We start from the raw sequence: 12,545 nt of genomic DNA, 5'->3' as shown, positions 1-12,545 counted from the left end.
CTCAGGCCCCCGGAGTGGTGTACGCGGCGGTAGGCAGTTTGATGTCTGACAGGTCACCGCCGCGGTTGGCCAGGGTCACGGGGGTGGCGAAGATGCCCATGATGGCGGTTCCAGCGGTGTTGATTTTGAGTGAGGCATCGTTGATGAGCTTGGCTATCCGAGCTGCCTGTACACCGGCCAGGGCGTAGCCGGCGAATGCTCCGACGCCGGTTGCCGAGACAGCTGCGCCAGCGCCCGCGGCGGCAAGGCCTATGAGCCAGGCGTCGACGATCGCCTGAAGGATGTTGCCGAGCTGGTTGGCCAACTGCCATGCACCGAGTGCCGCCTGCTGGTAGTCCTCCTGGATCTGGCGGAAGTCGTACTGCGACCCGCTGATGCCGGTGGCGAGGTTGGAGAAGTAGAGGTATGCCGCATCGGCGGCGTTGCCGTCCCAGCTGTCGTCGAGCTGGAGAATCCCCTGCTGAACGTCGATGCCGAGTTCTGCCATGCAGTCGGCGAGGTGACCCATCGCCTCACTGAACTTCCAGATCGCTTCCCAGTCCCCGCTGACTGCTTCCATGAAGGAGCCGATGACGTCGAAGCCGGTTGCTGCCTCGATACCCTTGTTGATCCACGCCGTCGGGCTGGCGTAGTTCAGGACGTCGATCGGGTTCACGAACCCGTTGGTCATGCTCTCGTCCGGCAGAGTGGGCGAGACGAGGTGAGTACCCGGATCAGTCACGGCCCAGCCCTCTCATCGACGATCAGCCACGGAACAGCGCATTGCGGTGCACCGGTGGATAGGACGCATCCAGTGCAGAAGCCGAGCGTTCGTCTGTGTAGACGTAGGTGTCGGCGGCAGCCCGCAGGGCCGTCCGAGAACCGGCACCGAGATCCCCGAGCCTGGCGAAGAGGTCATGCAGCTGGCCCATCAGCTGCCGATGGCCGGGAGCGACGAAGCCCATCAGACCTTGGTCGAGGATCGTGAAGCTGCCGTGGGCCGAGACGTACCGGCCGGCCTCCTCGGCGACCCGTTCGACATCGCCGAGCTTGCGCGCGTACTCCCGTACCTGAAAGGGATCAACTCTGAAGGTCATAGCGGTGTGATCCTGTTCGTGATGACGACCGCCAGAACCATCAGGCCCGTTCCGACGACCGCGAGGAGCAAGCTCCGCCGCCAGAGTCGCGTGGTCTCGGCGATGTCGCTGGTCCGGTGCAGTCTGACCGCGTCGATGATCGAATAGGTGAACGCGGCTGCTGGTAGGAGCAGGATCGGCCAACCGAGGAGCGGAATGGGACTGCCCGACACGGTGGAGACCACGACGCCGACCAGCACCAGCAGATAGACCCCGGCGAGGAAGAGCGCCAACTTGCCGGCGCTGCGCTGAATATCAAGTCTCGGACTGTCCACGGCCGTCCTCTCCGGTGACCACCTGAATTCGAGGGTTACCAACTTGGTCAGGCAAGTGGAGACCTGGAGCCGCCATCGATGCGACCAGCGTTGTTCTCCAATACCGGCCCAGGCCTGTTTCGGTTCAACCGGTCACAGGCTTTGGGAGAGAGTTGAGCCTGGTCAAGATCGAGCGGGCGGTCAGGAGAGGGGTGCTGGGCGGCCTGAAAGGATCTCGGCGTGTTCCCGCAATGTTCCCGTGGAGGGCCGTAGGCAGCCGGATCTTGCCGGACTCCCTAGATCACAACGAGAACGGCCCCGGTCCGCGTTTCCGCTGGTACCGGGGCCGTTCTGTCTGCCTGAGGCGGCTAGAGGATTCGAGCCTCTGTAGCTTTCGCGACGGATTCACAGGGAGCGCTCGACTCGGCTTGATCAACCGCTATCTATTAGGCGTTTCTCTTTGATCGATGCGGTACGGCGGCTGGTGTTCCGTCATGTTCCTGTAGCGAGAACCTCCCGTCTCTGAGGTTCCCGTCTCGGGGCCTCGATCGCTTGTTGGTTGAAGCCGCGGCGAAGATCGCGGAATCGGCGAAAGCGGGTCTTGGGGGTTCGGACCCAGACCGGCGCGCCGACCAAGATCCGATCTACCGGGTCGTCTAGCGACCATCGATCCTGGTCTAGGACAACATCGCTATAGATTTCGGCGAACCACTCTGCCTCAGGCGCGTCCCCAAAGGTGTAGCCACGGGTCCATGGCTTATCCGGATTGTCTTTAAAGTCAGGATTATTCCCCTGCTCTGTTGCGATCTTCAGTGCCTCGACGGAGATCGATTCGGCGTCGTCGTGCGGTAGTCCGCTTTCTGCGCATCTGCCCGCTAGCCAATGCTCGATGCTCCACATCGCAGAGGAACTCCACCCGCCAGGGCTCGGATCGTCGGACCCTACAAATCCTGGAAGGTTGTCCTTGCTTCCGAAAAGGCATACAACTACGTCCGTGCCGTCGGACGCCTTGGTCCTTACCGTGAGGACGACCCTGTCCCGTTGGGGTGAAATGAAGTGAGAAAACTGGACGGCGCCAGTTCCCTTCGCGAATTGAACTTTAGGTGGAGTAACGAAGTCCTCGACTGCGAGGTCGCCGACGGCACGCTCGATCAGAGCTGAAACCTCGTTGCGGTACAGCGTGCGCGGAGCACGCTCTAGGTCGAGGCTGGTCGAAATGAACGGCAACTTGAAGAGCGTGAACTTGGTCTTCTGCCTGGGTTCGAGGTCGATTTCCAGGTCGAGAGCCAGGGCTTTGACGCGACGCTCGGACCAATATGCGTACCGAATGATCTCGCCGCGCTCGGTCATAAAAGTTCGGCCTTCCCGACTATTGGGGTACGGGGTGGTTTCCCTCTGGCCTGCAACTCCTAAGGAGAGGGCCATGAGGGCATTGCTAGTAGAGCAAAACATGACGGGTCAATCCAGCGTTCACTTCAGGACGCCTTCGATGCGGTCGTTCACTCCGGCGTCGCCGCCATCGAGGCAGTTGGCGTAGACACGCAGGAGGACCGCGACGCTGTGCCCGAGTCGGCGGGCGACCTCGGCTGCCGGAACACCGGCGTTGAGCCAGAGGGACGCGGCGGATTGCCGCAGGCCGTAGGGACGCTTCGCCAGGGGAGAGGCGACCTGGGCAAGGGTGAGCACTGCCGAACGGGCCAGCTTCCACCACCGGTCGTACACCGACTCGGAGAGAGGGCCGCCGTGGAGGCCGCGGAACAGACGACCGACGGGCGCAGTGGCGTACTCCGTGATGTGGTGAGGCAGCAGGGCGACGAGCTGCGGCGGAGCAGCCACGGGCCGGGTGTCGTTGCGCGCCCGGTGTTTGAGTCCGCGCCGCTCGTGCGGCTTGCCGTAATCGGTCCAGGCCGACCCCGATCTGGGCGCGGGTTCCGGCCAGCGTGATCCGGCCCCAGCCGTATTCGATCTTGCTGTGGTGGCAGGGCCCGGTCGGAGCCGCGGTCACGTCGTGCAGGTCGGTGTCGCAGTCGAGGCAGCGGCCAGGTAGCTCGCAGTCGGGATGCTTCAGGTCAGCGGCTTCGGACGGCCGGGTGCCTGCGTAGTAGAGGCAGCCGAAGACGGGCCGCACCCTCCACGGACCAACGGACCCGGTACCAGAGCTTCCGCGGATCGTGCGCTTGCCGATGTCCCAGACTCGTACCTGGTAGCTCTTCACGCCGCCTCACTTTCGAGGCCGGTCAGCCAGTCCTCGAAGACCGACCGCCGGACCCGAAGTTCACCGTTGGGCAGCTTGAACACCCGCGGAGCCCGGCCGGTCTGCCGCCACTGGTACCAGGTCGACCGGGGCACCCGAAACTTCGCGAGCACTTCCGGAACGGTCAGCAGCTCATCCATCGATCAGTTCCTCCCCGTGCGGTGGTCGGTGAGGGTCTTGCCGGACCAGTCGCGGGAGACGAGCACGCGTCGGCCGCCGATGCCGAGGGTGGTCTTCTGGTGCACGCGTCCTTTGCAGTGGCCGGGTTGGAGGCGTCCGTGGGCCTTCTTGGGTTGGACGCCGTAGAGCAGCCATTTCGAGTACCGCTCGGAGCAGGGGGTGACGCGGAGTTCGTGCCAGAGCCGGTCCAAGTGAGCACGCTGCGGGTCGCTGGTGGCCTGGTGGCAGTCGGTGGCGGACTTGGTCACGTACTTGGTGATGTAGCCGATGGTCCGCTCGGCATCGCGGGTGCCGGGGTCGACCCCTTTGGCCTTGACCTGGGCGCCGAACCGGACCGGGTGCGCGGGCTCCGCGTCCGGGTCGTCGTCGATCGCGTCAAGGCGCCGCGCAAGCGCGGCGCTGGCCGGACGCGCTCGGCCTGCTGGCGGGCTCCGCCCGGCATCGGCCGGCGCACCGGCCGATCTCTTGAGCCGGATCGAGCAGCTACACGAGGGAATCAGGCTGAGATGCGGGCCCAGGACTACTACGGGGCGTGGTCCACCATCAGGTCGCACGCGACCGCCATCACCTGAGCTGAGGTGTACCGGGAAGTTCGACCCAGGACCGTCATCGACGGCCCCCGCTCGGCGGAGACCTTACGGCCCGTTCGCCGTCCGTTGAGGCAGCGAGGTCGAATGCGGGTGGTCCCCGGCTGAGGCTTAGTTGCTGCCGCGCCGCTTCGCGGCTTGCCACCGAATGGGTGGTGTCGGCAGGTGCCTGGCGCTGTCGGTGACAGCGTCTCTCAGCGACGTACGAGGGTCCGGGTGTCAAGCTCGAACCGGAACGGGTGCTCGGAGGTCAGGCTCGCACCAGTCTTCACGACCGCTTCCTCGACGTAGTGCTGACCGTCGAGGCGGTTGAGCCGCAGTGTCAGCGAGTCCGGTCCCTCGTGCTCGACCAGGAGATACCAGCCGATGCCGGCAGCAGCGTAGAGCTGCATCTTGAGCACGCGATCCATAGCGGCGTTGCTCGGCGAGACGATCTCACCGATCAGGAGCACCCGAGAGGCGTCAGCCGTGACGTCTTCCTCGTCCACGTCCACGACGGCCAGGTCGGGAATCACGATGCGACCGGTGTGCAGCCGGACGTTGATCGCCTCATAGACGAAGAGTCCGGCCGGCTCGGCGCCGTCTTCCAGCGCGTTCGCCAGACGGCGGGAGAGGCGCTGATGGCTCATGCTCGGCGCGGGGCTCACCACCAGGCTCCCGTCGATGAGCTCGATTCGGTCCGTCGTCTCGCCGAGCGCAAAGTACTCGTCCTCAGTCCATGGACCGACGTGGTCAACCACTCCCACGCTCATCGACGACGTCACCCCCAGCAGCGGCTCACAAGAAGATGCTTCCGCCCACGGTACGGCACCCCATGCGGCACGGCGGCCCTGGAAAGCGTGAGGAGACTGGCAGAGGCGGTGACCATGCCACCTGAACGCCCCAATGCACACGTCGAGTCCGACGGCGCGCCCGCGCGCTTCACCTACTTACTGCCTACCTCAACAGCGTCGCTTCCACCGACACACGGGATGAGGTTCGCTGTCGCTTCACGAGCTTCCGGCGGACTGGGTGAAGGACGGCCTGAGCCCGACCCAACCGGGGGACAAGTAGGAGAGTGTGTTCCCGCGATATTCCCCGTGGACCGTCGTAGACGGCCGGATCTTGCCGGACTCCCCAGATCACAACAAGAACGGCCCCGGACCGCGTTTCCGCTGGTACCAGGGCCGTTCTACTTGCCTGTGGCGGGTAGAGGATTCGAACCTCTGTAGCTTTCGCGACGGATTTACAGTCCGCTCCCATTGGCCGCTCGGGCAACCCGCCTGGGCAACCACCGCAGTTCCCCGCGGCGGCGGACATAAGAATAGCCGTAGCGCGGACCGCATCAACAACCGGGTACGGTCGGCATGTCGCGGGCCCGCAAGTGCCCGCTGTAAGCATCGACAAGCATCCAGCCGCAGGAGTCTGATCATGGCAGCCAGCCCGTCGTTCGACATCGTGAGCAAGGTCGACCGGCAGGAGGTCGACAACGCTTTCAACCAGGCGGAGAAGGAGCTCAGCACCCGGTTCGACTTCCGGGGTACGGGCACGACGCTCGCCAAGTCGGGGGAGGCGTTCACGATCACCTCGGAGACGGAGGAGCGGGCGACGGCCGCTCTGGACGTCTTCAAGGAGAAGCTCGTGAAGCGGAGCATCTCGCTCAAGTCGCTCGACGCCGGCGAGCCTCGGCAGTCCGGCAAGACGTACAAGATCGATCTCAAGGTCGTCGAGGGTATCGAGGCCGACAAGGCCAAGGCGATCAGCAAGAAGATCCGTGACGAGGGTCCGAAGGGTGTGCAGGCGCAGATCCAGGGTGACCAGTTGCGGGTGACCGGCAAGAAGCGGGATGACCTGCAGGCCGTGATCGCGCTCCTCAAGGCGGAGGACTTCGGCGTCGCGCTGCAGTTCAACAACTACCGCTAGAGGCCTTCCCGCAGCGGTCACGCCGGGCGGGGAGGCAGCCACGGCACGAGCAGGTCCCGATCGAGAACGTGGTCCGGGCCTGGTCCCCCGGGGCCGGCACCGACGGTTTCGGCCCGGGAGACGCCACCCGTGGCGCACACTGGGCCGATGAGCACGGCGGCGGCCCTGGTCGGGCTGGTGCTGGCGGTGTTCGGGGTGCGGATGCTGGTCACCGGCCGCGTTCCCGCCCTGTTGGCGCGTTCGTTCCGCTCGCCTCGTGAGGCGGGCGGCTATCACCTGCTGTCCGGTGTGGCCGTGTTGATGTTCGCGGCGGGGACCTGGTTGCCGGATGTGGCGGCGATGGCCGCGACGGTACTTTCCATCGGACTGGTGGCAGCGGCGGGAGTGTGGTTCCGGCCGCGTGCGTCGGCCGGCCGCCGGGAGTGACTCGCGATCCTGGATGGACCCGCGCCGGGTTGCGCGATGCGGCGACGTTCTGGAGCATGCTGATCACGACGGCGCAGGCGGCCCGGCGCGCTGTTCGGCGTGCGGCCGGGTCTGTCCAGCAGGTAGGGGGCTTTGGTGATCGACCCGGTGGTGGACGTCTCCTGGATCCGGGACCGGCCCGTGGTGCTCGCCGACGTCCGGTGGTATCTGGACGGGCGTTCGGGCCGGGAGGCCTACGAGCGGGGACACCTGCCCGGTGCGGTCTTCATCGATCTCGACACCGCGCTGGCCGGTCCGGCGTCGCCGGCCGAGGGCCGCCATCCACTCCCGGATCCGGAGATCTTCGCGGCGGCCATGTCGGCGGCGGGCATCAACGATCAAGATCAGATCATTGCGTACGACGACGCGGGCGGAGTGGTGGCGTCGAGACTGGTCTGGATGCTCCGTGCGACGGGACACGATGCCGCCCTGCTGGACGGGGGACTGACCGCCTGGCCGGGGGAGTTGACGACAGACGTCCCCGGCCGCCCGGCCGCCTCGTTCACCGCCCGCCCCTGGCCGGCCGACCGGCTGGCCACGCTGACGGAGGCGGCCGACGCCCCCGGGGTGGTGCTGGACGCGCGCGACGCGACCCGGTTCCGTGGTGATTCCGAGCCGGTGGATCCGCGAGCGGGGCACATCCCCGGCGCCCGCAACCTGCCGTGCCGGGGCAACCTGGACGCCGACGGCCGTTTCCTGCCGGTGGCAGAGCTGCGGGACCGGTTCGCCGAGGTCGGCGTGGACGGCTCCGCCGACGTCATCTCGTACTGCGGCTCGGGTGTGACCGCCTGCCACAACCTGATCGCCCTGGAGCACGCCGGCCTGGGCGCCGGCCGCCTGTTCCCCGGCTCCTGGTCGCAGTACAGCCACACGGACCGCCCCGCGGCCGTCGGCGACTGATTTAGTCGGGCCGTCCGCCCTGGTCGTCGATCCATCGCTGATGTGATTCCCAGGCGGCCTGCTTGGTGGTGCCCAGAGCGGTACCGATCCGGGTCCAGGAGGCGCCCGAGGCCCGCGCCGACCGGATCATCGACTGCCGCCCGTACCCCGCCTTCCGAATGATCACCTCGCTGAGCGCGAGCATCTCGAGGGTCTCGTCGGTGGAGAGGGCGGGCTCCTTCTCCGGGTCCATGGCGGCGAGGGCGTCGCGCATGCGGAGCGCGTCGTAGCGGTTCGTCGCCGTGGTGAGTGTGTGCCGCTGCTCCAACTCGTCCGGCGAGGTCATGCGATCAGTGTTTCGTCAGGACATCTTGACGTCAAGAATGCCTGACGGTTCTGTCGCGAATTCGCCTCACATCTCCGCCTAAATCGCTCATAAAGCCATCAATTTTTCAGGGGCTGACCTGATGGTCCGCTCAACCGTTCGGCCAGGATTTGACGGAGCGCCGCCACGACCCGCCGATGAACGCTCCCTGTCGCACACCTGGTGTGGCACCATCATGTGACCCCCATCTGCTACGAGATTCCCCTTCATGAGGAGCGAGCTATGTCCGCAAGGAAGCTGAGTCGCCTCGCTGGCTTGGTTTTCGTGCTTGCCGCCGTTGTCGGTGGCGTGAGCACCGGGGCCTTCGCGGCGGATGAGGTGACCGCCGCGGTCATGAACACACTGAACTTCGAATGGCATTGATTCCTGGGTTGTGCTGACGCGCCAGGCGGACCCTGCAGGCTGAAGAGGGAGCTCGATGGTCATGCGTCCCCTGGTAAGGCGGTCCACCACGCAGCGGGCCTGGCTTATCACCAACCCGCTGGCCGTCTTTGCGACCATCTGCCTGATCTCGTTCTGGCTGGACGAACCCGAGTGGTACAAGAAGTGGCCGGCCGGACTCCTCTTCCTGGTCATATACCTGCTCGCTTATCGCGATCTCTTCAATATCGTCATCTGGCGCAGTACCTTCACCGTCGCGATCACCGACGTCCCACTGGTACTGGCGCTTTTCTATCTTCCGCCGGTGATGGTCGTCCTGGTGGTGGGCGTCGCCATCCTGGCCCAGCAACTCTGGTTGCGGGCTCAGCCGGCGAAGATGTGCTTCAACACCGCTAAATCGGCCGCCGCCAACTGCGCGGCACTGCTGGTCATCGCCGCCCTGCCGGATGTGCGGGGCGCCGGACCGGGCACCTGGGGAATTCTCGCGCTCGGTGCCACGACCGTGGCGGTCGTCGAGCTTCTCAGCCTGGTCGGCGTGCTCAGTCTCGTTCAGGGTCTGCGGACCGGCCGTGACGCGCTGCGCGCCGGACTGTCGGCACTGGTCGTCACCGGTATCAACATCGTGGTCGGCCTGGTCTTCCTGGTCGCGCTGGAGGCCACCGCCTGGACCGCGCTGCTCCTGGCGATCCTGGTCGCGGCCCTGGTCATGATCCTGCGCTCCTATGCGGAGTTCTTCCGCAGGCACAAGACACTGGCCGACGTCTACGAACTCACGCAAGCGATGCGCGACGAGGGCGGGCGCAGCGGCCTTCCCGACGTCCTGCTCGGCCGGGTGCGGTCGCTCATGCAGTCCGAATACGCGACCCTCTGGCTCGCCCCGCAGGGCCGGCATCCGGAGGTCCTGCTCACCGCCCGGGTCGAGCACCGCGGTCTGCTCGACATCTCACCGATACCGGAAGAGGTGCGGGCGTATGCGCTGGAGAAGCAAGCCGCCACCGCGGTCGGCGGCCGTTTCGTCGTTACCCAGGATCTGCGATCCGGTCTGCGAGCGGCCAAGCTCAAGGACGTGATCGTCGTACCGCTGCGGTCGGGTCAGGCGACCATCGGCACACTCGAGGTGGCCAACCGGCTCGGCGACAACCGCACCTTCCGCGAGGCCGACGTCCAGGTTCTCGAGACGATCGCGGCGCACGCCGCGGTCGCGGTGGAGAACTCCCGCCTGGTCGACCGGCTTCGCTACGACGCCTATCACGACCGGCTTACCGGCCTGCCGAACCGCCGCAGGGTGGTCGACGCGCTGGCCGAGTCGGTGACGGTCCGCGCCGAGGACGAGGTCGTCGCGATCATGCTCTTCGACGTCGACGGCCAGCGCAACGTCAACGAGTCGATGGGCCACGCGGCCGGTGACAAGCTGCTGGTCGAGACCGCCGACCGGATCCGCGGCATCGCCGACCCGGGCGCCCTGGTCGGCCGGATCGGCGGCGACGAGTTCGTGGTCACGCTGCGGGCGCCGAGCATCGACGCCACCATCGAGATCGCGACCCGGATGAGAGAGCGGTTGCGCGGCCCGATGGCGGTGGGTTCCCTGACGCTGGACGTGAACACCGCCGTCGGCGTCTCGGTCTACCCCGACCACGGCGGTGACCCGGAGACCCTGCTGCAGCGGGCCGAGCTGGCCGCCAACGCCGCCAAGGTCCTGCCGTACGGCGTCCAGCCCTTCCACCCGGCCCTGGAGTCGCGTGCGGTCCGCCGCCTGGGCATCGCCGCCGACCTGCGCCGGGCCCTCGAGAACGACCAGCTGGAGGTCTACTTCCAGCCCAAGGTGACGCTCGCCGACCGGCACGTGGTCGGCGTCGAGTGCCTGGCCCGCTGGGTGCACCCGGCGCACGGCGAGGTCGCCCCGGAGGACTTCGTGGCGGTCGCCGAGCACACCGGCCAGCTGGCCCAGCTCACCGAGTCGGTGCTGGTGGCGGGCCTGCGCCGCTGCCGGGCCTGGGCCGACGCCGACCGGCCGTTCGCCATCGCGGTGAACCTGTCGGCGCGGATCCTGCTCGACTCCCGCTTCCCCGAACTGGTCCGGGAGCTCCTCGACGAGCACGGTGTCGATCCCGGCCTGGTCACCTTCGAGATCTCCGAGCCCGGCATGCTCAGTGACATCGAACGGGTCCTGCCGTCGCTCTACCGGCTGCGTGATCTGGGTGTCCGCCTGAGCGTCGACGACTTCGGCACCGGCGCCTCCTCACTGGCCTATCTGCGGCAGTGGCCGGTGCACGAGGTCAAGATCGACGACAGCTTCGTGCAGGGCATGGCGACCGACTCCGGTGATCTCGCGATCGTCCGAGCCGTGATCGGGCTCTCCCGTGAGTTCGGGCTCACGGTCGTGGCCGAGGGTGTGGAGAGCGAACTCACGCTGGAGCTGCTCGAGGAGATGGGCTGCGAGCTGGGCCAGGGTTACCTGTTCAGCCGGCCGTTGCCGTACGAGCGTCTGGAGGCCTGGCTGAGCGCTCAGACCGAGCCCGAATCCACTCCCACCGGAGAGATCCGCCGGCTCCGAGCCGTGATCTGACCTGGGATTCTCCGGGAAGGGGGGTACTGATTTCACCCCCGGTCAGGGGCCGTGTAGTCTTACTCCTGCAAGCGAGCGAGTGATCGCAAGCAAGCCCCCTTAGCTCAGTCGGCAGAGCGTCTCCATGGTAAGGAGAAGGTCTACGGTTCGATTCCGTAAGGGGGCTCTACCGGGTTCGTTCCGCCTGCCTGGCGCTGGACAGTAAACCTGGCTCGGCGGTGTAGCTCAGATGGCAGAGCAAGCGGCTCATAATCGCTGTGTCGCCGGTTCAAGTCCGGCCACCGCTACTTCTTTCCTGTGGACCTCACCCGGGGCCCACTTTGCGAAGCGGCGGACCGAGCGTCTACGCTGGTTCGTCGTCAGATAGAAACCGTTAGCAGGAAGGCACCCCGCCGTGGCCAAGGCGACCGACGTCCGTCCGAAGATCACTTTGGCGTGCACGGAGTGCAAGGACCGGAACTACATCACCAAGAAGAACCGGCGTAACGACCCCGACCGCGTTGAGCTGAAGAAGTTCTGCCCGCGCGACGGGAAGCACACCCTGCACCGCGAGACGCGCTGAGCTCTCGTAACACAAGCTCCTCAAAACGCCGCCCGGCATCCGGGCGGCGTTTTGCCGTCTCCACACACGCGGAAATATTTCTGCACTGATAGTGCTATTACTGCGGCGGCCCGGACCGGTAGTTTGTGGACATGCCTCTTGACCAGTCCTTCGTCGGCCGCAGCTGGCCGCCCACCGAGCCCTACCTGGTCGGCCGCGAGAAGATCCGGGAGTTCGCCCGGGCGATCGGCGCCACCGACGCTGAGTACCACGATCCCGAAGCCGCCCGGGCCCTCGGATACACCGATGTGGTGGCCCCGCCCACCTTCCCGGTCGCGATCACGATGCCGGCCAGCCGTGAGGTCGTCGCCGACCCCGCGCTGGGGGTCGACTACAGCCGGGTGGTCCACGGCGACCAGCGGTTCGCCTACACCCGTCCGGTGGTCGCCGGCGACGCGCTGGTCTGTGTCAACACGGTCGAGGACATCACCAGCCGGGGCGGGCACGACTTCCTCACCACCCGCACCGACGTCACCACCGAGGCCGGCGAGCCGGTCGTGACCGTCTGGTCGAAACTCGTCGTGCGAGGAGAGGGCTGATGACCGCACAGCTGGAGCCGCAGACCTTCCGGGTGACGCGGGCCGACCTGGTCCGCTACGCGGGCGCCTCGGGCGACTTCAACCCGATCCACTGGAGTGAGCGCACCGCGAACGCCGTCGGCCTGCCCGGCGTCATCGCACACGGCATGTACACGATGGCTCTGGTGGGCCGCGCGGTCACCGCGTGGGCCGGTGCCGCGGACGCCGTGGTCGAGTTCAGCGTGCGGTTCAGCCGCCCCGTTCCGGTGCCCGACACCGACGAGGGCACCGAGGTGGTGGTGACCGCGGCGGTCAAGGAGGTCACCGAGGAGGGGCACACTCGGCTGAGCCTGACTGCGACATGCAACGGGGACAAGGTACTGTCCATGGCGCAGGCGCTTGTCAGGAAGCGGTAGGCCCGGGTTGGGATAACGCCGGGCGTACCCGTACACTGGTGC

The 12,545-nt window shown here is 66.6% G+C and carries 16 protein-coding genes, 3 tRNA genes and 1 pseudogene; 10 read left to right on the top strand and 10 right to left on the bottom strand.

From position 1 onward, the window contains the following. Window position 1: 1 nt before the first annotated feature. The 9 genes and pseudogenes from CLV67_RS03305 to CLV67_RS03270 form a co-directional block, all read right to left on the bottom strand. On the bottom strand, window positions 2-670 hold the full coding sequence (locus tag CLV67_RS03305) for a hypothetical protein (protein ID WP_106315583.1): 669 nt from the start codon (window positions 668-670) through the stop codon (window positions 2-4). A gap of 73 nt (window positions 671-743) precedes the next feature. Next, on the bottom strand, window positions 744-1,076 hold the full coding sequence (locus tag CLV67_RS03300) for a hypothetical protein (RefSeq protein ID WP_106315582.1): 333 nt from the start codon (window positions 1,074-1,076) through the stop codon (window positions 744-746). Then, complete coding sequence (locus tag CLV67_RS03295) at window positions 1,073-1,390, bottom strand: hypothetical protein (protein WP_146168975.1); 318 nt, start codon at window positions 1,388-1,390, stop codon at window positions 1,073-1,075. Before CLV67_RS03295 ends, CLV67_RS03300 begins: the two co-directional genes overlap by 4 nt. Before the next feature lie 471 nt (window positions 1,391-1,861). Next, window positions 1,862-2,719 (bottom strand): hypothetical protein, encoded by an 858-nt coding sequence (locus tag CLV67_RS50905; RefSeq protein WP_146168974.1) that lies wholly within the window; start codon window positions 2,717-2,719, stop codon window positions 1,862-1,864. Between the two features lie 120 nt (window positions 2,720-2,839). Further along, entirely contained in the window at window positions 2,840-3,205 is a 366-nt protein-coding gene (locus CLV67_RS53105; RefSeq protein ID WP_239166641.1) for a site-specific integrase, read from the bottom strand. A 375-nt stretch (window positions 3,206-3,580) separates the two neighbouring features. Next, entirely contained in the window at window positions 3,581-3,763 is a 183-nt protein-coding gene (locus CLV67_RS03285) for a helix-turn-helix transcriptional regulator (protein ID WP_106315580.1), read from the bottom strand. 18 nt (window positions 3,764-3,781) lie between these two features. Next, window positions 3,782-4,231, bottom strand: a pseudogene (locus CLV67_RS03280) (replication initiator); the annotation flags it as partial. 353 nt (window positions 4,232-4,584) lie between these two features. Next, entirely contained in the window at window positions 4,585-5,142 is a 558-nt protein-coding gene (locus CLV67_RS03275; RefSeq protein ID WP_106315579.1) for a Uma2 family endonuclease, read from the bottom strand. A 430-nt stretch (window positions 5,143-5,572) separates the two neighbouring features. Next, a tRNA-Tyr gene (locus tag CLV67_RS03270) sits at window positions 5,573-5,653 on the bottom strand. A 147-nt stretch (window positions 5,654-5,800) separates the two neighbouring features. Here CLV67_RS03270 and CLV67_RS03265 point away from each other — a divergent pair. The 3 genes from CLV67_RS03265 (at window position 5,801) to CLV67_RS03255 (ending at window position 7,657) form a co-directional block, all read left to right on the top strand. Continuing rightward, window positions 5,801-6,292 carry a YajQ family cyclic di-GMP-binding protein gene (locus CLV67_RS03265; RefSeq protein ID WP_106315578.1) on the top strand — a complete coding sequence of 164 codons (492 nt, stop codon included), beginning with the start codon at window positions 5,801-5,803 and terminating at the stop codon, window positions 6,290-6,292. A gap of 147 nt (window positions 6,293-6,439) precedes the next feature. Then, window positions 6,440-6,718 (top strand): hypothetical protein, encoded by a 279-nt coding sequence (locus CLV67_RS03260; protein WP_106315577.1) that lies wholly within the window; start codon window positions 6,440-6,442, stop codon window positions 6,716-6,718. A gap of 135 nt (window positions 6,719-6,853) precedes the next feature. Continuing rightward, window positions 6,854-7,657: a sulfurtransferase gene (locus CLV67_RS03255; protein WP_106315576.1), complete on the top strand. Its 804-nt coding sequence runs from the start codon at window positions 6,854-6,856 to the stop codon at window positions 7,655-7,657. A 1-nt stretch (window position 7,658) separates the two neighbouring features. Here the strand turns inward: CLV67_RS03255 and CLV67_RS03250 are convergent, their stop codons facing one another. After that, a complete protein-coding gene (locus CLV67_RS03250) occupies window positions 7,659-7,982 on the bottom strand; it encodes a hypothetical protein (RefSeq protein ID WP_106315575.1) in 324 nt (107 codons plus the stop codon). 261 nt (window positions 7,983-8,243) lie between these two features. Between CLV67_RS03250 and CLV67_RS51675 the strand changes: the two genes are divergently transcribed. The 7 genes from CLV67_RS51675 (at window position 8,244) to CLV67_RS03215 (ending at window position 12,503) form a co-directional block, all read left to right on the top strand. After that, on the top strand, window positions 8,244-8,384 hold the full coding sequence (locus tag CLV67_RS51675; RefSeq protein WP_170153732.1) for a hypothetical protein: 141 nt from the start codon (window positions 8,244-8,246) through the stop codon (window positions 8,382-8,384). 55 nt (window positions 8,385-8,439) lie between these two features. Further along, window positions 8,440-10,968, top strand: coding sequence for a putative bifunctional diguanylate cyclase/phosphodiesterase (locus tag CLV67_RS03240; RefSeq protein ID WP_106315573.1), 2,529 nt, complete (start codon window positions 8,440-8,442; stop codon window positions 10,966-10,968). 93 nt (window positions 10,969-11,061) lie between these two features. Then, window positions 11,062-11,134, top strand: a tRNA-Thr gene (locus CLV67_RS03235). Between the two features lie 48 nt (window positions 11,135-11,182). After that, window positions 11,183-11,255 (top strand) — tRNA-Met (locus CLV67_RS03230). Between the two features lie 107 nt (window positions 11,256-11,362). Further along, a complete protein-coding gene (gene rpmG, locus CLV67_RS03225) occupies window positions 11,363-11,530 on the top strand; it encodes a 50S ribosomal protein L33 (RefSeq protein WP_014687739.1) in 168 nt (55 codons plus the stop codon). 131 nt (window positions 11,531-11,661) lie between these two features. Next, window positions 11,662-12,108 (top strand): MaoC family dehydratase N-terminal domain-containing protein, encoded by a 447-nt coding sequence (locus CLV67_RS03220; protein WP_106315572.1) that lies wholly within the window; start codon window positions 11,662-11,664, stop codon window positions 12,106-12,108. Then, window positions 12,108-12,503, top strand: a complete 396-nt coding sequence (locus CLV67_RS03215) for a MaoC/PaaZ C-terminal domain-containing protein (protein ID WP_106315571.1) — start codon at window positions 12,108-12,110, stop codon at window positions 12,501-12,503. Before CLV67_RS03220 ends, CLV67_RS03215 begins: the two co-directional genes overlap by 1 nt. Window positions 12,504-12,545 lie beyond the last annotated feature (42 nt).

Origin of the sequence: Actinoplanes italicus (assembly GCF_003001815.1) — a bacterium.
GTDB lineage: Bacteria > Actinomycetota > Actinomycetes > Mycobacteriales > Micromonosporaceae > Actinoplanes > Actinoplanes italicus.
The sequence above is the reverse complement of the archived record's forward strand: the minus strand, read 5'-3'. Positions and strand labels throughout refer to the sequence as shown.